Here is a 17403-nt window from a genome sequence, read left to right as displayed (position 1 = left end):
CCCCAAGTGCTCACGGCTCAACCCTAGGGCCGGCCAATGCCGCCCGAGCGCAGCAGTTTTCAGCCGCCGAGCCGATCGGCGACGTGCACCACGCGACGCGCCAGGTGATCGAGCGCGTTGTAGGTGGTCTCGTCGAACTCCGCGATGTTGTCGTGGTTGGCCAGCAGGCTCGCGCCGTACGGGTTGCCATCGGCGAATTTGAGTGGCTCGGTGTAGCCGGGCGGCACGATGATGCCGCCCCAGTGCATCAGCGTGACGTACAGCGTCAGCAGCGTGGTCTCCTGCCCGCCGTGGGCGGTGTTGGTGGAAGTGAATCCCGCGTAGACCTTGTCGGCGAGCTGTCCCTGCGACCACAGCCCGCCGAGTGAGTCGAGGAAGGCGCGCAATTGCGAAGCGACAGAACCGAACCGGGTGGGGGAGCCGAAGATCACCGCGTCGGCCCACACGATGTCGTCGCCCGTCGCGGTCGGAAGGTCTTTGGTCGCTTGATAATTCGCGGTCCAGGCCGGGTTGAAGGCGAAGGATTGCGGGTCCTGGGTCTCGGCGACGGGACGCACCCGAACCTCGGCGCCCGCGGCTTCGGCCGCGGCCGCGACGCGGCGTGCCATGGACGAGCCGTGCCCGGTGGCGGAGTAGTAGATGACGGCGACTTTGGTCATGGCGCCAGCTTAGGCATGGTCGTGATGCCGAACTCGCGTTTCAGTGCGGTGCGGGCGGCGTAGAAACCGGACATGCCGTGCACGCCGCCGTTGGGCGGAGCCGCCGCCGAACAGAGGTAGGCCTTGGGAACCGGCGTGGCCCAGGGATTCAGCCGCAGTGTGGGCCCGGCAAGGGCACGCCATGCGCTGTTGCCACCGCCGGTGATGTCCCCGGCGGTGAGACTGGCGTTGTGCTCGGCCATCCGGGACGCGGGCACACCGCGGGTGGCCACGACGATGTCGCGGAATCCGGGTGCGAAGCGTTCCATGATCTCGATGACGGTCTCGGTCTGGTCGACCGGTGAATCCCGGGGCACGTGCACGTAACTCCAGAACGGCCGACGGCCTTGTGCGTCAATCCTTTTCGGGTCGGCGACATGCGGCGACGCGGCCAGCACCATGGGCCAGTCGGCGTGCCGGCCCGCGGCGACCGCGCGCTCCGCGCGGGCCATCTGCGGGCGGGTGCCGCCCAAGTGGAACGTCACAGAGCGCGCCAGTCGCCCGTCGCGCCAGGGAATCTCGTCGGCCAGGACGAAATCGACCTTGGCCACTCCGGGATTGGGCCGCAGACGGCGCAGCGCCGCGGCGTACCGCGAGGGCAGCCGATCACCGTAGATGCCCAACAGCGCCTTGGCCGGGGTGTCGTAGAGCACCACGCCCGGCGGTGGTTCGGTGACCGGTTGGCCGAGCACCAATTCGCCGCCGTGGTCGAGCAAGTCGGCGATCAGTGCGTCGGCGATGGCCTGGCTGCCGCCGGTCGGCACCGGCCACCCCACCGAGTGGGCCAGTACCGCAAGCATCATGCCCAGCCCTGACGACGTCATCGACGGCATCTGCGAAATCGTGTGTGCGGCCACGCCGGTGAACAAGGCGCGGGCATCCTCACCGCGCAGCAGCCCCCATGCGGGGCCGCCCTGAGTCAGCATTCGCAGGGCAAGCCGGGCCGAGGTGACGGGATCGGGTGGCACCGAACGCTTGTCGCCGAGCACGAATGCGGTCGCTGCATCGCTGCGCGACACCATCGGACCCAGTAGCCACCGCCACGATGCGCCGTCGGTCAATTCGGCGCAGGTGCGATCGAGGTCGCGGTAGGCCAGCGCCGCAGGCCGGCCGGGCAGCGGATTGGCGTACGAGATCTCAGGCACGTTCAGCTCGATGCGGTCAGCCAGCCCGAACGCGGCGAAGAACGGCGATGCGTAGGCCAGCGGGTGCACGGCCGAGCACACGTCGTGCGCCACACCGGGGTACTCGGGGTCGGCTGCGGTGCTTGTGCCGCCACCTGCGGTCGGCTGGCCCTCGATCACCCGTACCGACAGGCCGGCCCGCGCACAGACCACGGCAGCGGCCAGGCCGTTGGGGCCGCTCCCGACGACGGTGACGTCCACGCCACCAGTACACCGCACGCGGTGCAGGCGTGGTAAGGCCGACACACTAGGCTGTCCGCGTGAGTCTCCCCGTTGTACTGATCGCCGACAAGCTCGCCGAATCAACTGTCGCCGCTCTCGGCGACCAAGTAGAGGTCCGGTGGGTCGACGGACCGGACCGCGAGAAACTCCTGGCCGCGGTGCCCGAGGCGGATGCCCTGCTGGTGCGTTCGGCCACCACCGTCGACGCCGAAGTGCTCGCCGCTGCCCCGAAACTCAAGATTGTCGCCCGCGCCGGTGTCGGTCTGGACAACGTCGACGTCGACGCCGCCACCGCGCGTGGCGTGCTGGTCGTCAACGCCCCGACCTCGAACATCCACAGCGCCGCGGAACACGCCCTGGCCCTGCTGCTTGCCGCGGCCCGCCAGATTCCGGCCGCGGACGCGACCCTGCGTGAGCACACCTGGAAGCGCTCGTCGTTCTCCGGCACCGAGATCTTCGGCAAGACCGTCGGCGTGGTGGGCTTGGGCCGCATCGGCCAGCTTGTCGCCCAGCGGCTCGCCGCATTCGGTGCGCACATCGTCGCCTACGACCCCTATGTGTCGCAGGCCCGCGCGGCCCAGCTCGGTATCGAATTGCTGTCCCTCGACGAGCTGCTCGGCCGCGCCGACTTCATCTCGGTGCACCTGCCCAAGACCAAGGAAACCGCGGGCCTGATCGGCAAGGAAGCGCTGGCCAAGACCAAGCCGGGCGTGATCATCGTCAACGCCGCGCGCGGTGGCCTGATCGACGAGCAGGCGCTGGCCGATGCGATCAACAGCGGCCACGTGCGTGCCGCCGGCCTCGATGTGTTCGCCACCGAGCCGTGCACCGACAGCCCGCTGTTCGAGCTGCCGCAGGTCGTCGTCACGCCGCACCTGGGCGCCTCCACCGAAGAGGCCCAGGATCGGGCCGGCACCGATGTCGCGGCCAGTGTGAAGCTGGCGCTGGCCGGGGAATTCGTGCCGGACGCCGTCAACGTCGGCGGTGGCGCCGTCGGCGAAGAGGTGGCGCCGTGGCTCGATCTGGTCCGCAAGCTGGGTCTGCTGGTCGGTGTCCTGTCCGACGCGCCGCCGGTGACGCTGGCCGTGCAGGTCCGCGGTGAGCTGGCCTCCGAAGACGTTGAGATCCTGAAGCTCTCGGCGCTGCGCGGGCTGTTCTCCGCGGTGGTCGACGAGCAGGTGACGTTCGTCAACGCACCCGCGCTCGCCGCGGATCGTGGGGTGGCGTCCGAGATCAGCACCGCGACCGAAAGCCCCAACCACCGCAGCGTGGTCGACGTCCGTGCCGTCCACGCCGACGGTTCGTCGCTCAATGTCGCGGGCACGCTGTCCGGCCCGCAGCAGGTGGAGAAGATCGTCCAGATCAACGGTCGCAACTTCGATCTGCGCGCCGAGGGCTACAACCTGATCGTGAACTACAGCGACCAGCCGGGAGCTCTCGGCAAGATCGGTACCCTGCTCGGCGGCGCGAACGTCAACATCGTTGCCGCCCAGTTGAGCCAGGACACCAGCGGTGATCACGCGACGGTGATGCTGCGCCTGGACACCGACGTCCCCGAGGATGTGCGCGCCGCGATCGCCTCCGCGGTCGGCGCCACGACGCTGAAAGTGGTTGATCTGTCGTGAGACTAGCGATCATCGCCGGCGACGGCATCGGTCCCGAGGTCATCGCCGAGGCCGTCAAGGTGCTCGACGCGGTGCTGCCTGGCGTCGACAAGACCGAATACGACTTGGGTGCCCGGCGTTACCACGCCACCGGCGAACTGCTGACCGAGGCCACCATCGAGGAGTTGCGCGGCTACGACGCCATCCTGCTCGGCGCCATCGGCGACCCGTCGGTACCCAGCGGTGTGCTGGAACGCGGCCTGCTGCTGAAGCTGCGTTTCGCGCTGGACCACCACGTCAACCTGCGCCCCGGGCGGCTCTATCCCGGTGTGAGCAGCCCACTTTCGGGTGTGTCGGCCATCGACTTCGTTGTGGTCCGCGAGGGCACCGAAGGTCCATACACCGGTAACGGCGGGGCGCTGCGGGTCGGTACGCCGCATGAGGTGGCCACCGAGGTCAGCGTCAACACGGCTTACGGCGTCGAGCGCGTGGTACGGGACGCCTTCACGCGCGCCCAGTCCCGGCGCAAGCACCTGACCTTGGTGCACAAGACCAATGTGCTGGCGTTCGCCGGTGGCCTGTGGTCGCGCGTGGTGGCCGAGGTCGGTAGGGAATTCCCCGACGTCGAGGTCGCCTACCAGCACATCGATGCCGCCACCATCCACATGGTCACCGACCCGGGCCGGTTCGACGTCATCGTCACCGACAACCTGTTCGGCGACATCATCACCGACCTCGCGGCCGCGGTGTGCGGTGGCATCGGGTTGGCGGCCAGCGGCAACATCGATGCGACGCGGACCAATCCGTCCATGTTCGAGCCCGTGCACGGCAGTGCGCCCGACATCGCCGGGCAGGGCATCGCCGATCCGACGGCTGCCGTGATGAGTGTCGCGCTGCTGCTGGCCCATGTCGGCGAGACCGATGCAGCCGCACGGGTGGACAAGGCGGTTTCCGAGCATCTGGCCACGCGCGGAGACGCGAAGCTCTCCACCAGCGAGGTCGGCGAGCGGATCCTGTCGCTGCTCTGAGTACCCTTTCGTGTTCACTCTGCGTTCGCGGCGTTGCTCTCTCGGGCTTTCGCGCCGTAGTTGCAGAGTCAACGCCGTGCTAGTCGACTGCTCAGCGTAATCCGCGATGTTCGCGACGCTGCAGCGGCAATGCTGGTTGTTCGCGATCGGATCGTCGTTTTTCGCTGTCGCCACCGTGCCCGGCTTCCCTGCGTTGGCCGGGGCGGGGGCGACGAATGTGCTGTGTTTCATCGGCTCGTGGTTCTTCACCACCGCGGGCTGGATGCAGTACGCCCTGGCGCCGCGGGGTATCCAATGGTGGTCGGCGGCCGTGCAGTTCGCCGGAACCATCCTGTTCAACGTGAGCACCGGTGCCGCCGTGTGGGCCCATGCCGTGATGGCCGAGCGTCGCTACGTGTGGGCGCCGGATGCCACCGGTTCACTGGCATTCCTGATCAGCGGCGCGTTGGCCGTGCTGGCCGTAGGCCTGTGGTCGCCTCATTCGATCGACTGGCGGGCCGCCTGGATCAACATGATGGGCTGTGTGGCGTTCGGTGTGTCGGCGCTGGCGGCTTTCGTCCGTAAGACGGGCGTCACCGTCGACGAGCGGGTGGCCAACCTTGGCACGTTCATCGGCGCAGTGTGCTTTTTCGCCGCGGCCTTGCTGATTCTGCCGCGCCGGTCGTCGAGGTGACCGAACGGCCAAAATCAGCTGTGCTCAGAGCATTTCACCGCTAGCCGGGCTAATTGAATCTGGCAGGCGGCAGGCTTAGCCTCAGAGTTGCCTGTAGTCCGGGCGGCCCTGGCTGAGGAGTCGATATGACGACGTCAGATACGCACGATCTCGTCGACATGATCATCACCGACCACCGTGAGGTCGACGAGGTCTTCAAAGAAATCGAGAGCAGCGTCACGCGAGAGAAAAGGCGTGAACTCGTCGAGCACGTCATCGCCGAGCTCGTGCGCCATTCGGTGGGCGAGGAAGAGTACCTCTATCCCATCGCCCGCCGGGTGCTGCCCACCGGCGACGAGGTCGCCAATCGGAAGCTCAAGGAGCACACCGAGGCTGAGTGGGTCATGAAGAGGCTCGAAGCGTCCCACATCGACGACGCCCAGTTCGGCGAGTTGATCACCAAGCTCATCGCCGACGTTCGGCGCCACTTCGAGGATGAAGAACGAGATGTGCTGCCCGCGGTGCGTGACGCGTGCACTGAGGCAGACCTTCGGCACCTCGGGGAGAAGTTCGAGCACAGCAGGCGGCTGGCGCCGACACGGCCGCATCCGTCGGCACCAAACCGCGCACCGCTCAACAAGATTCTCGCGCCGGGGGAGGGGTTGATCGACCGGTTGCGCGACGCGATGACTCATCGCAAGACGTAGCCGGAGGCGTCCCAGCTACCACGTCAGCAGAGTGAAACCGGCGGGTGCGTCGTCACCGTCGTTGGGCGGCTGGGTGTCTGCGTCGTCGGGCGACCCGTCGGCGCCACCGGCAACGAGTCGCAGGTGAGCGCGCGCTTGCTGTGCGCCTCGGATTCTGGCCCGGCGTGCAGCATCGTCGACACCGTGGTGTGGCATGGCGATCTCCCTCGATTGCGTGTCCAGATCACCTTCTCGCGTTTGGGCCCGACCGGCTTGAGTAGTCCACTACTCGTCTTGCGCGTGGGGGAGCGGGATGGGTGCTGCGCAGCCGCCTACACCGGCAGCCGGCGGTTGATCAGCAGAGCGGACACCGCGGCGAGGAACGCGGCAAGGGCGCCGGTGCGCAGCCACCAACCCCGGTCGGGTCCGTTGACGGTCTGATAGCCGATCTGCTCTTGGATCGACTGATAGTTGTGGCTCAACTCGTCGATGCTGGTGGCGTTGTAGGACTGCCCGCCGGACAGGTTGGCGATACGTTTGAGCATGTTGTCGTCGACAGGTACCGGGATATGTTCGTCTTTCAGTTCGACGACACCGTCTTTGGTACCGAAGGCGATCGTGGATACCGGCACCCCTTGGTCTTTCGCGGCGCGTGCGGCGGTGTAGGCACCGCGTGGATTGTCCTGATTCGCAGGCTTGTTCGCCGCGCCGTCGGATTCGAGCACGATCCGGGCGGGCGGGGCGTCGGTGTTGTCGGAGCTGAGCACCGCGGCGACCGACGAGATCGATTGCAGCGCGGTGAATATCGCTTCACCGGTGGCCGTGGAATCATCGAGGCTCAGATGGTCGAGAGCCGCCACGGTGGCCTTGTGGTCGGGAGTCGGGGACACCAGCAGCGCGGCATTGCCCGCGAACGCCACCAGACCGAGATTGACCCCTGGAGTGAGCTGGTTCGCGAACTGTTTGGCCGCGGTCTGGGCGGCGGCGAGCCGCGTGGGCGCCACGTCGGTTGCCCCCATCGATCGGGACTCGTCGATCACCAGCATGATCACCGCGCGGTTGCGTGCGACGTGGATCTCGCGGGTCGGGCCGGCCAGCGCCACGGTGAGGAGCACCGTGGCGCACAGCGCGAGGGCCACCGGCAGGTGCCGAGTCCACCGACGCGGCACGCTGGCTCCGGTGAAGCTGTGGAAGCGGCGTTTCCTGGCGACCTGGACGACGACGTAGAGCACCAGCAGCGCGACCGGTACCACGAGCAGTGCCAGTGCGCCCGGTACGGCAAAAGTCGTCATATCACCATCCAGTCTGCGTGCTAAGCCCTCTTGAGTCACGGGCTGCACTCCTACCTCAGTTATATACTCAAGCAAATGTTTGATCGTGGTGGCGTCATCGGAAGGTCGGAATCCTCATGCTGAATGAGCTGAGTCTTTCCGGGTTCGCCCACCCGTGGTACTTCCTGGGCCTGCTTGCCGTCGTGTTGCTGGTCGCGATCTACCTGTGGATACAGCGGGCCCGGCGCAAGCGGGTATTGCGTTTCGCGAACATGGCGGTGCTGGATCAGGTCGCTCCCGCACGCAAGCCCAGCCGGTGGCGGCATGTGCCTGCCGCGCTGCTGGTCGCCGCGCTCGCGCTGATGACCACCGCCATGGCCGGGCCCACCGATGACGTCCGGGTCCCGCGCAATCGGGCCGTGGTGATGCTGGTGATCGACGTGTCGGAATCGATGGCGGCCACCGATGTGGCACCGAGCCGCATCGAGGCGGCCCGCACGGCGGCGACGCACTTCGCCGACCAGCTGACGCCGGGCATCAATCTCGGCCTGGTCAAGTTCTCGTCGAGCGCGGTCATGCTGGTGGCCCCGACCGCCGACCACGACGCCGTCAAGCGTGCGATCGGCACGCTGCAGCCCGAGCCGCGCACCGCGACGGGAGAGGGCATCTTCACCGCGCTGCAGGCCATCGCGACGGCGGGGGCGGTCATGGGCGGGGGCGACGGCCCACCGCCGGCGAGGATCGTGTTGGAGTCCGACGGCAAGGAGACAGTTCCTTCCGATCCCGATGAGCCGAGGGGCGCGTTCTCCGCGGCCAGGGCCGCGAAGGCCCAGAACGTGCCGATATCCACGATCTCGTTCGGGACTCCCTATGGCAGCGTCGATCTCGACGGCCAGCAGATACCGGTTCCGGTCGATGACAGCACGCTGCAGACCATCGTCGAGATCACCGGTGGACAGGCCTATCACGCGGGCACGCTCGGTGAACTCGATGCTGTCTATTCGGCATTGGAGCAGCAGGTCGGTTATGAGACCGTGCGCGGGGATGCCAGCGCGAGCTGGATCGCGTTGGCGCTGTTGGCGCTCACCGCGGCTGTCGCCGTGGGCATCCTCGTCAACCGCCGACTACCGTTGTAGGTCATGGTGCTGAGGCGTCGGAATCCCCGCGCACCGCACAACCTGCGTAGGCGCTGGCTGCAGCCTGCGGCAGTCGTCGCCGCCACGGCCATCCTGATGGCCTCGAGTTGCACCGGTCATTTCGGTTCACCGATACCTGAGGGGATTCCACCGCCGCCCGGCGATCACGTGCCCGATATCGACATTTCGGCCAGGGGCAGGCCCGCCGACCAGCTCGCCGCGTGGGCCAAACCGCGAGCTGCCGCGCTCGAGTTACCCGTCACCGCGTTGGAGGCGTACGCGTATGCGGCCAAGGTGGCCGAGATCGTCAACCCGGGATGTCACATCGGCTGGACCACGCTGGCCGGGATCGGCACTGTCGAAAGCCGCAACGGCACCTACCGCGGCGCCCGCATCGCGCCCAACGGCGACGTGGTCCCGCCGATCCGCGGCGTGAAGCTCGACGGCACCAACGGCAATCTGCGCATCGTCGACTCCGACGCGGGCGGTCCCGAATACGCCCAGGCGATGGGTCCCATGCAGTTCATCCCGGAGACCTGGCGGCTCTACGGCGTCGACGCACACAACGACGGGGTGGTCAACGTCGACAACATCGACGACGCCGCCCTGGCCGCCGCAGGCTACCTGTGTTATCGCGGACACGATCTGTCCACACCGATCGGCTGGATGGATGCGCTACTGGCGTACAACAATTCAGGTCTGTACCTGCGTACGGTGCGGGACTGGGCCACGGCCTACGCGGCAGGGCACTCGCTCTGAGCACCGAATCCGGTCAGTCCTAGGCGGTTTGGCGCAGCGGTTCGGCTTGTACCGGAACCAACGGCACGGCCAGCGCGGGCAATACCGCGCACACCGCGAAAGCCGCCGGGTAGCCGGCCAGGCCGATCAGGCCGCCGAAGATCGGCGACGTGAGTCCGGAAGCCAGGAGTTGACTGGTGTTCTGGGCGCCCAGCGCGCGCCCGCTCCAGAACGGCCCGGCGATCTCGGCGATACCGGTGAAGGCCAAACCGTTGTCGGACACCGTGATCACCGAGGCGATCACCATGAGGGTGACGCTGATCGGTGAGCCCAGCCAGTCGGTCAGCGCCAGCAGGGCCATGGTGACCGACGCCGCCACCGCGATCGTGCGGATGGGACGCAGCCTGTCGCCAACGACGTCCGACCAGCGACCCGCCGCGATGCGACCGCCGGCACCCAGCAGCTGGGCCAGGGTGACGATGGCTCCGGCCGAGGCGGGCGACCAGCCGCGGTCGGCGATCAACCAGGTCAGCGCGAAAGTCCACAGCAGGGCCTGCGGCACCACCAGTAGCACTGACGTCGCATGGATGCGCCACAGCACTGCCGAACCGCGATAGGGGTTGGCCAAATGCTCGGCCGGGGCTTCGGCCCGCGGTGGGCGCGGCGGATCGATGACACCGACCGCGCTGACCACTGCGGCGACCGCGCAGACGATCGCGGGGAACAGCAGGGCCGGCCCGGCACCGTATGCCTCGGCCAGCCGGGGAATCACCAACGCGCCCAACCCGACTCCCAGCGGAGTCGCGGTCTGTCGGATGCCCATCACCAGGCCGCGCCGTTCGGGCGGAAACCATCCGACCACCAGACGGCCGCTGGCCGAGTTGCTGCTCGCGGCGGCCATCCCGCCGAAAAACAACAGAATCCCGGTGGCCACAAGCGAATTCACCGACGCGGCGCCGAATGCGGCTGCCGCGGTCAGAGCCGACCCCAAGGCCAGCACCAGTCGCTCTCCGGCCCGGTCCACCACGTAGCCCCAGGCGATCAGCGTGGTCACCATGCCGAAACTGGGCATCGCCGACAGCAGGCCGGCCTGGGCCAGATCGAGGTGTCGTTCGGTGTGCAGGGTGGGTATGAGGAACGCGGCACCGTTGATGAACACGTTGGCGCACGTCGTCGCAGACAGGGCGATCGCCAACATGGACCAGCGGCGCGCGGTTCCGATCGTTGTGCGTGCCACCTCGCCATGGTCGCACCACGCTCCCAAAATATCGAACTGGTATCCCAATATATAGAACGGCCGCGCGAAAGCCATAGCCTGGCACGGTGAAACTGCGGTTGATGGCCGGCGCGGCGGCCCTGATCTGTGCCCTGTTCCCCGGAACGGCTCCAGTGGCGATGGCGGCCGACGCGCCGGACTGGTCGGGGCTGGACGCCCGTGACCACGCGGGGCCGATCCCGGCACCAGGAACGCTGATTTCGACGGTGCCGCTCAATCCGGCCCTGTCGGTGTCCGGGGCCGCGCGTGCCTACCGGATTCTGTATTCGACGGTGAATCAGCATGATTCGCCGGCGGTCAGCACCGCTGCGGTGTTTCTGCCGCACGGTGAGGCGCCGCCGGGAGGCTGGCCGACGGTCGCGTGGGCACACGGCACCGTCGGTCTCGGTGACGACTGCACGCCTTCGGCGCATCCGCGCAGCCAACGCGACGACGAGTACCTGACCCATTGGCTCGACGAGGGTTATGCCGTGGTGGGCTCGGACTACGCGGGGTTGGGGACGCCGGGCCTGATGAGCTACCTCAACAGCGTGGCCACCGCGCACAGCGTCGTCGACTCGGTGATCGCCATGCATCACATGGATCTGCCGCTATCGCCCAAGTGGGCGGTCGTCGGCCAGTCTCAAGGCGGCGCGGCTGCTGTCGACACCGCCCGGCGGGCCACCGAATTCAGCCGGGGCACCGGGCTGGACTACCGCGGTGTGGTGGCGACCGGCACACCGGCCAACGTCCAGAACATCGTCGAGCAGGCCGGCCCCGACATGGCCCTGCCACCCAATCTGGGGCCCGCGGCCAACAGTTACACCGCCTACATCCTCGCGGGGCTGCGCGACGCGCGGCCGGACCTCGATATCAACAGTGTGCTGACCCCGGCCGGGCTGGACGCGGTGGCCAAGGCCGAGACGCTGTGCAAGGCCGACCTGGACCGGGCACTGGTGGGGATGACCCCGACCGGGTTCTTCCGTGCCCCGCTGGCGACCCTGCCCGGCATCGCCGACGCGCTCGGCGCCTACATGGGAACACCGACCAGCGGCTACGACCGGCCGATCTTCCTGGGGGTGGGACTGCTGGACCGCGATGTGCCGCCGAAACTCTCGATCGACTTCAACGAGCAGCTGGTCGCCAACGGGCAGGACGTCACCCTCAAGATCTATCCCGACGAGGATCACTCGGGCACGGTGCTGGCGTCCATGCGCGATTCCACCGGCTTCCTGCGGTCGTTGTTCGACGGGAGCTGACGGCGGCCGACCGGCGGGCCGTCACTACGCTGGCCGCATGCGTCTAGGTCGAATCGCCAGTCCCGCCGGGGTCGCCTTCGTGAGCATCGAGGGCGACGAGGCAGACGCCGTCTGCAGAGAGATCGCCGAGCATCCGTTCGGTACGCCCAATTTCACCGGACGGACCTGGCCGCTGGCCGACGTTCGGCTGCTGGCGCCCATCCTGGCCAGCAAGGTGATCTGCATGGGCAAGAACTACGCGGCGCACGCCGAGGAGATGGGCGGGGTAGCACCGGAGGATCCGGTGATCTTCCTCAAACCCAACACCGCCATCATCGGCCCCGGTGTGCCGATCCAGCTGCCGGCCGACGCCTTCCCGGTGCATCACGAGGGCGAACTCGCCGCCGTCATCGGCCGGCCGTGCAAAGACGTGCCCGCCTCTCGCGCCGCGGAAAACATCCTGGGCTACACGATCGCCAACGACGTGTCGGCGCGCGATCAGCAGGCGAAGGACGGGCAGTGGATGCGAGCCAAGGGCCACGACACGTTCTGCCCGGTGGGTCCGTGGATCGACACCTCGATCGACCCAGCGGATCTTGAGATTCGTACCGAGGTGAACGGCGAAGTCCGGCAGCGCAGCCGCACCTCGCTGATGATCCATGACATCGGCGCCATCGTCGAGTGGGCCTCGGCCGTCATGACGCTGCTGCCGGGCGATCTCATCCTCACCGGCACCCCCGAGGGCGTCGGCCCCATCGAGGACGGTGACACCGTGAGCATCACGGTCGAGGGCATCGGCACCCTCGCCAATCCTGTTGTGCGCAAGAAGAAGTAGCGGTAAAGCAGATGCCGCGGACGCGAGGAGCGAAATAATGACCGTCAGGGTTCGGTTCTGTCCGTCACCCACCGGGACCCCGCACGTGGGGCTGGTCCGTACCGCGTTGTTCAACTGGGCGTACGCGCGACACACCGGCGGCACGTTCGTGTTCCGCATCGAGGACACCGATGCCGCGCGGGACAGTCAGGAAAGCTACGACGCGATCCTCGACGCGTTGCGGTGGCTCGGGCTGGACTGGGACGAGGGGCCCGAGGTCGGCGGTCCGCACGAGCCCTACCGGCAGTCGCAACGCAGCGAGATCTACCGCGACGTGATCGCACGACTGTTGGCGGCCGGCGAGGTGTACGAGGCGTACTCGACGCCCGAGGAGGTCGAGGCCCGGCACATCGCCGCGGGCCGAAACCCCAAGCTGGGCTACGACAACTACGACCGCGACCTCACCGACGAGCAGCGCGCCGCCTTCGCCGCGGAAGGCCGCAAACCGGTACTGCGACTGCGGATGCCCGACGAGGACCTGTCGTGGAACGATCTGGTGCGCGGTCCGACGACGTTCCCGGCCGGTTCGGTTCCTGACTTCGCGATCACGCGTGCCAGCGGGGATCCGTTGTACACCTTGGTCAATCCCGTCGACGACGCGCTGATGAAGATCACGCACGTGCTGCGCGGCGAGGACATCATGCCCTCGACACCGCGGCAGATCGCGCTCTACCGCGCCCTGATGCGCATCGGCGTCGCCGAGCGGGTTCCCGAATTCGCGCACCTGCCAAGCGTGCTCGGCGAGGGGAACAAGAAGCTGTCCAAGCGCGACCCGCAGTCGAACCTGTTCCTGCACCGCGACCGCGGGTTCATTCCCGAGGGGCTGCTGAACTACCTGGCCTTGCTGGGTTGGGGTATCGCCGACGACCACGACGTTTTCAGCCTGCAGGAGATGGTGGCCGCGTTCGACGTCGCCAACGTCAACTCCAACCCGGCCCGATTCGACCAGAAGAAGGCCGATGCCATCAACGCCGAACACATCCGGTTGCTGGCCCCTGAGGAGTTCACTGCGCGACTGCGCGAGTACTTCGTGGCACATGGGCACGACACGGGTCTGGACGACGCGTCGTTCGCCGAAGCCGCCGCATTGGTCCAAACCCGCATCGTGGTGCTCGGGGACGCGTGGGGGCTGCTGAAGTTCTTCAACGACGCCGACTACGAACTCGACGAGAAGTCCGCGGCCAAGGAACTCAAGGCCGAGGCCGCGCCCGTGCTCGATGCCGCGCTGGGTGCCCTGGAGAAGGCCGAGGAGTGGACTACGGCGTCGATCGAGGCTGCGCTCAAGGGCGCGCTGATCGACGGTCTTGAGCTCAAACCGCGGAAGGCCTTCGGCCCGATCCGCGTCGCCGTCACGGGTGCGTCGGTCAGCCCGCCGCTGTTCGAGTCGATGGAACTGCTCGGGCGGAGCCGCAGTTTGGCGCGGCTGCGCGCTGCTCGGGACCGGGTGTGAAAAGTAGGTCGAAATCTTTGGTAGTCTGCTCGTCGGCCCGGAAAGCACAAGCGGGGAACACCCCCGCCGCGTGATCTCGGCCAAATGCCCGTGACCTGCGGTGATGGGCAGCCAATGGGGTATGGTGTAATTGGCAACACAGCTGATTCTGGTTCAGCCATTCTAGGTTCGAGTCCTGGTACCCCAGCCATCCGGAGCGATTAGGTCAGGATGATCACCTGAGCTAAGCTGAGCAACCGGAAGTTCTAGCCCCCGTCGTCTAGCGGCCTAGGACGCCGCCCTCTCACGGCGGTAGCGTGGGTTCGAATCCCATCGGGGGTACAGACGAAAAGGCACCCGGTCCACACGGACCGGGTGCCTTTTTGTTTGTCCGGGTTCGATCACGCCGCGTGCGGCGCTGCGTGGCGAACGTCACACGCGCGCATCCGTCGCCGGCCTACGGCTCGACACACCGACTGTGCGCGATGAGAGGTGTCTCACAGTCGGCGGGTCAGGGCTTCTGCGGCGGCGAGAAGGTCGGCCGCCCAGCGCGCTCCGGGGCGCCGTCCCATGCGGTCGATCGGTCCCGATACCGACACCGCTGCGATCACATTGCCCCGCCCGTCACGGACCGGGGCTGAGACGCTCGCCACGCCCGCCTCCCGTTCGGCCGCGCTCTGGGCCCAGCCGCGTTTGCGAACCTCGGCCAGCGTGCGGTCGGTGAATTTGGCCGTCGGCAGTACCGCCTGCTGGGTCGCGGCGTCGGCGTACGCCAGCAGCACCTTGGCGCCCGATCCGGCCGTCATCGGAAGCTGCGTGCCGACCGGCACCGTGTCGCGCAGGCCCGCCGGGGGCTCCAGGGCCACCACGCACACGCGGGACAGGCCCTCTCTGCGGTACAGCTGGACGCTCTCGCCGGTGATTTCGCGGAGCCGGGGCAGTACCGCCGCGCCGGCCGCGAGGAGCGGATCGTTGACGTGGGAGGCCAATTCGGTCAGGGCGGGGCCCAGGCGCCAGCGACCGTCGCCGTCGCGCGCCAACATTCGGTGGGTTTCCAGCCCGGCCGCCAGTCGGTGCGCGGTCGCGCGGGGGAGCCCGGTCCGCTCGCACAGTTCGGCCAGCCCACACGGGGACTCGGCCACCGTGTGCAGCACACCCACCGCTTTGTCGAGCACGCCGATGCCGCTATCATTTCTCACAGAGAGATACTAACGTCTCGCATACTGAGATAGCTACGTGAGATCGCGACTGTAGCTCCCAGCCCGTTGACTGCAGCCCAGCAGTGCCCTGAACCGAATCGAGTAGTAGCGATGGACCAATCGACACCGACGTCTGCACAGCCGCGCACCATGGCCGAAAAGGTGTGGGCCGACCATGTTGTGGCCTCCCAGGAGGGAGAGCCCGACCTGATCTACATCGACCTGCACCTCGTGCACGAGGTCACCAGTCCGCAGGCTTTCGACGGGCTGCGGATGGCCGGGCGGCCGGTGCGACGGCCGGATCTGACCATCGCCACCGAAGATCACAACGTCCCGACCATCGACATCGACAAGCCGATCGCCGACCCGGTCTCGCGCACCCAGGTTGAGACATTGCGGCGCAACTGTGAGGAATTCGGCATCCGGCTGCACCCGATGGGCGATGCCGAGCAGGGCATCGTGCACATCATCGGGCCCCAGCTGGGTCTCACCCAGCCCGGGATGACGGTGGTGTGCGGCGACAGCCACACCTCCACCCACGGTGCGTTCGGTGCGATCGCGATGGGCATCGGCACCTCTGAGGTGGAACACGTGCTGGCGACGCAGACGTTGCCGCTCAAGCCGTTCAAGACCATGGCGGTCAACGTGGACGGCGTGCTGCCGCCCGGCGTGAGCGCCAAGGACATCATCCTGGCGGTGATCGCCAAGATCGGCACCGGCGGCGGCCAGGGTCACGTCATCGAATACCGGGGCAGCGCCATCGAATCCCTGTCGATGGAAGGCCGGATGACGATCTGCAACATGAGCATCGAGGCGGGGGCGCGGGCCGGGATGGTCGCGCCCGACGAGACGACATTCGAGTTCCTCAAGGGTCGCCCGCACGCCCCGAAGGGTGCGGACTGGGACGCCGCGGTGGCGGCCTGGAGTCGACTGCGCACCGACGAGGGCGCCGAGTTCGACACCGAGATCTACCTGGACGCCGCGTCGTTGAGCCCGTTCGTGACCTGGGGCACCAACCCCGGCCAGGGCGTGCCGCTGTCGGCGGCAGTGCCGGATCCCGAGCTGATCGGCGACGACGGCGAGCGCCAGGCCGCGGAAAAGGCTTTGGCCTATATGGATCTTCGCCCGGGTACGGCGATGCGGGATATCGCCGTGGACACCGTGTTCGTCGGCTCGTGCACCAACGGCCGCATCGAGGATCTGCGGGTGGTGGCCGATGTTCTGCGAGATCGCAAGGTCGCCGAGGGCGTCCGGATGCTGGTGGTGCCCGGCTCGATGCGCGTGCGCGCCCAGGCCGAATCAGAAGGGCTGGACCAGGTATTCATCGCCGCCGGAGCCGAGTGGCGCCAGGCCGGCTGCTCGATGTGTCTGGGCATGAACCCCGACCAGCTCTCGCCGGGGCAGCGCTGCGCCTCGACGTCCAACCGCAATTTCGAGGGCCGCCAAGGCAAGGGCGGTCGGACGCATCTGGTGTCGCCTGCCGTCGCCGCCGCCACTGCCGTCCGTGGCACGTTGGCCTCGCCCGCCGACCTGCCCGCTGCCACCACCCGCTAGAGGAGAAGACGATGGAAGCCTTTCAGACCCACACCGGCATCGGCGTTCCGCTGCGGCGGTCCAATGTCGACACCGATCAGATCATTCCGGCGGTCTACCTGAAGCGGGTAACCCGAACGGGTTTCGAGGACGGGTTGTTCGCCGCCTGGCGTTCCGATCCGTCATTCATTTTGAATCTCGCACCATTCGACAAAGGCTCGGTATTGGTGGCCGGGCCCGATTTCGGCACCGGCTCGTCGCGCGAGCATGCCGTCTGGGCGCTGATGGACTACGGCTTCCGGGTGGTTATCTCGTCCCGCTTCGCAGACATTTTCCGGGGCAATGCGGGCAAAGCCGGGCTATTGGCGGCGGAAGTTTCTCAGGATGACGTCGAACTGCTCTGGAAGCTCATCGAGCAGCACCCGGGCTTGGAAATCACTGTGAATCTTCAAGATCGAAATATCTCCGCGGGAACGGTCGTGGTGCCGTTCAGGATTGACGACTACACCGCCTGGCGACTGCTCGAGGGACTCGACGATATAGGCCTTACGCTGCGGAAACTCCCCGAGATCGAGGCCTATGAGCAGGGCCGACCGCCCTGGAAGCCGCGCACCCTGCAGGGCTGATCCCGGGCCTCGGCGACCCGAATTCGCCGC

General features: G+C 67.5%; 17 protein-coding genes and 2 tRNA genes. 13 read left to right on the top strand and 6 right to left on the bottom strand.

From position 1 onward, the window contains the following. Positions 1-59: 59 nt before the first annotated feature. Both wrbA and RMCB_RS27020 read right to left on the bottom strand, forming a co-directional pair. Positions 60-659: an NAD(P)H:quinone oxidoreductase gene (gene wrbA, locus RMCB_RS27025; RefSeq protein ID WP_062831211.1), complete on the bottom strand. Its 600-nt coding sequence runs from the start codon at positions 657-659 to the stop codon at positions 60-62. Further along, positions 656-2083, bottom strand: a complete 1428-nt coding sequence (locus tag RMCB_RS27020) for a phytoene desaturase family protein (protein ID WP_062831210.1) — start codon at positions 2081-2083, stop codon at positions 656-658. Before RMCB_RS27020 ends, wrbA begins: the two co-directional genes overlap by 4 nt. Before the next feature lie 59 nt (positions 2084-2142). Between RMCB_RS27020 and serA the strand changes: the two genes are divergently transcribed. The 4 genes from serA (at position 2143) to RMCB_RS27000 (ending at position 6095) form a co-directional block, all read left to right on the top strand. Next, on the top strand, positions 2143-3729 hold the full coding sequence (serA, locus tag RMCB_RS27015; protein WP_029366048.1) for a phosphoglycerate dehydrogenase: 1587 nt from the start codon (positions 2143-2145) through the stop codon (positions 3727-3729). Continuing rightward, positions 3726-4736, top strand: coding sequence for a 3-isopropylmalate dehydrogenase (locus RMCB_RS27010; protein WP_062831209.1), 1011 nt, complete (start codon positions 3726-3728; stop codon positions 4734-4736). Before serA ends, RMCB_RS27010 begins: the two co-directional genes overlap by 4 nt. Positions 4737-4842: 106 nt before the next feature. After that, on the top strand, positions 4843-5409 hold the full coding sequence (locus tag RMCB_RS27005; protein ID WP_029366046.1) for a hypothetical protein: 567 nt from the start codon (positions 4843-4845) through the stop codon (positions 5407-5409). A gap of 125 nt (positions 5410-5534) precedes the next feature. Then, entirely contained in the window at positions 5535-6095 is a 561-nt protein-coding gene (locus RMCB_RS27000; RefSeq protein ID WP_029366045.1) for a hemerythrin domain-containing protein, read from the top strand. Positions 6096-6110: 15 nt separating this feature from the next. On the opposite strand, the gene RMCB_RS26995 is transcribed toward RMCB_RS27000, so the two are convergent. Together RMCB_RS26995 and RMCB_RS26990 are read right to left on the bottom strand one after the other, a co-directional pair. Next, positions 6111-6290 carry a hypothetical protein gene (locus RMCB_RS26995; RefSeq protein WP_062831208.1) on the bottom strand — a complete coding sequence of 60 codons (180 nt, stop codon included), beginning with the start codon at positions 6288-6290 and terminating at the stop codon, positions 6111-6113. Positions 6291-6406: 116 nt separating this feature from the next. Then, the gene (locus RMCB_RS26990) at positions 6407-7366 is read right to left on the bottom strand and encodes a VWA domain-containing protein (RefSeq protein WP_062831207.1); all 960 of its coding nucleotides are present in this window, start codon (positions 7364-7366) and stop codon (positions 6407-6409) included. Between the two features lie 116 nt (positions 7367-7482). On the opposite strand from RMCB_RS26990, the gene RMCB_RS26985 reads away from it, so the two are divergent. Both RMCB_RS26985 and RMCB_RS26980 read left to right on the top strand, forming a co-directional pair. Then, a complete protein-coding gene (locus RMCB_RS26985; RefSeq protein ID WP_036422015.1) occupies positions 7483-8481 on the top strand; it encodes a VWA domain-containing protein in 999 nt (332 codons plus the stop codon). A 3-nt stretch (positions 8482-8484) separates the two neighbouring features. Continuing rightward, positions 8485-9240, top strand: coding sequence for a lytic transglycosylase domain-containing protein (locus RMCB_RS26980; RefSeq protein WP_029366041.1), 756 nt, complete (start codon positions 8485-8487; stop codon positions 9238-9240). A gap of 19 nt (positions 9241-9259) precedes the next feature. On the opposite strand, the gene RMCB_RS26975 is transcribed toward RMCB_RS26980, so the two are convergent. Next, positions 9260-10456: an MFS transporter gene (locus RMCB_RS26975; RefSeq protein WP_062831206.1), complete on the bottom strand. Its 1197-nt coding sequence runs from the start codon at positions 10454-10456 to the stop codon at positions 9260-9262. Between the two features lie 101 nt (positions 10457-10557). Here RMCB_RS26975 and RMCB_RS26970 point away from each other — a divergent pair, with 101 nt between their 5' ends. From RMCB_RS26970 to RMCB_RS26950, 5 genes are all read left to right on the top strand, one after another. Then, the gene (locus RMCB_RS26970) at positions 10558-11733 is read left to right on the top strand and encodes an alpha/beta hydrolase family protein (RefSeq protein ID WP_062831258.1); all 1176 of its coding nucleotides are present in this window, start codon (positions 10558-10560) and stop codon (positions 11731-11733) included. Positions 11734-11770: 37 nt separating this feature from the next. Continuing rightward, entirely contained in the window at positions 11771-12547 is a 777-nt protein-coding gene (locus RMCB_RS26965; RefSeq protein ID WP_062831205.1) for a fumarylacetoacetate hydrolase family protein, read from the top strand. Between the two features lie 37 nt (positions 12548-12584). After that, positions 12585-14036 (top strand): glutamate--tRNA ligase, encoded by a 1452-nt coding sequence (gene gltX, locus RMCB_RS26960; RefSeq protein ID WP_062831204.1) that lies wholly within the window; start codon positions 12585-12587, stop codon positions 14034-14036. Between the two features lie 115 nt (positions 14037-14151). Beyond that, positions 14152-14226 (top strand) — tRNA-Gln (locus RMCB_RS26955). Positions 14227-14284: 58 nt separating this feature from the next. Then, positions 14285-14357 (top strand) — tRNA-Glu (locus RMCB_RS26950). Between the two features lie 155 nt (positions 14358-14512). Here the strand turns inward: RMCB_RS26950 and RMCB_RS26945 are convergent. Beyond that, on the bottom strand, positions 14513-15214 hold the full coding sequence (locus RMCB_RS26945; RefSeq protein WP_029366037.1) for an IclR family transcriptional regulator: 702 nt from the start codon (positions 15212-15214) through the stop codon (positions 14513-14515). Positions 15215-15325: 111 nt separating this feature from the next. On the opposite strand from RMCB_RS26945, the gene leuC reads away from it, so the two are divergent. Together leuC and leuD are read left to right on the top strand one after the other, a co-directional pair. After that, positions 15326-16768, top strand: a complete 1443-nt coding sequence (gene leuC, locus RMCB_RS26940) for a 3-isopropylmalate dehydratase large subunit (RefSeq protein WP_109784439.1) — start codon at positions 15326-15328, stop codon at positions 16766-16768. Between the two features lie 11 nt (positions 16769-16779). Next, positions 16780-17373 carry a 3-isopropylmalate dehydratase small subunit gene (gene leuD / locus RMCB_RS26935; RefSeq protein ID WP_029366035.1) on the top strand — a complete coding sequence of 198 codons (594 nt, stop codon included), beginning with the start codon at positions 16780-16782 and terminating at the stop codon, positions 17371-17373. The last annotated feature ends 30 nt before the right edge of the window (positions 17374-17403 follow it).

The organism is Mycolicibacterium brisbanense (genome assembly GCF_001570425.1).
In the GTDB taxonomy this organism is placed as follows: Bacteria; Actinomycetota; Actinomycetes; order Mycobacteriales; family Mycobacteriaceae; genus Mycobacterium; species Mycobacterium brisbanense.
The sequence above is the reverse complement of the archived record's forward strand: the minus strand, read 5'-3'. Positions and strand labels throughout refer to the sequence as shown.

Excerpts from the sequence above, each read along its gene's own strand:
- wrbA (WP_062831211.1), bottom strand. The coding sequence starts at position 659 with ATGACCAAAGTCGCCGTCATCTACTACTCCGCCACCGGGCACGGCTCG.
- RMCB_RS27005 (WP_029366046.1), top strand. The coding sequence starts at position 4,843 with ATGTTCGCGACGCTGCAGCGGCAATGCTGGTTGTTCGCGATCGGATCG.
- RMCB_RS27000 (WP_029366045.1), top strand. The coding sequence starts at position 5,535 with ATGACGACGTCAGATACGCACGATCTCGTCGACATGATCATCACCGAC.
- RMCB_RS26995 (WP_062831208.1), bottom strand. The coding sequence starts at position 6,290 with ATGCCACACCACGGTGTCGACGATGCTGCACGCCGGGCCAGAATCCGA.
- RMCB_RS26990 (WP_062831207.1), bottom strand. The coding sequence starts at position 7,366 with ATGACGACTTTTGCCGTACCGGGCGCACTGGCACTGCTCGTGGTACCG.
- RMCB_RS26985 (WP_036422015.1), top strand. The coding sequence starts at position 7,483 with ATGCTGAATGAGCTGAGTCTTTCCGGGTTCGCCCACCCGTGGTACTTC.
- RMCB_RS26980 (WP_029366041.1), top strand. The coding sequence starts at position 8,485 with ATGGTGCTGAGGCGTCGGAATCCCCGCGCACCGCACAACCTGCGTAGG.
- RMCB_RS26970 (WP_062831258.1), top strand. The coding sequence starts at position 10,558 with ATGGCCGGCGCGGCGGCCCTGATCTGTGCCCTGTTCCCCGGAACGGCT.
- RMCB_RS26965 (WP_062831205.1), top strand. The coding sequence starts at position 11,771 with ATGCGTCTAGGTCGAATCGCCAGTCCCGCCGGGGTCGCCTTCGTGAGC.
- gltX (WP_062831204.1), top strand. The coding sequence starts at position 12,585 with ATGACCGTCAGGGTTCGGTTCTGTCCGTCACCCACCGGGACCCCGCAC.
- leuC (WP_109784439.1), top strand. The coding sequence starts at position 15,326 with ATGGACCAATCGACACCGACGTCTGCACAGCCGCGCACCATGGCCGAA.
- leuD (WP_029366035.1), top strand. The coding sequence starts at position 16,780 with ATGGAAGCCTTTCAGACCCACACCGGCATCGGCGTTCCGCTGCGGCGG.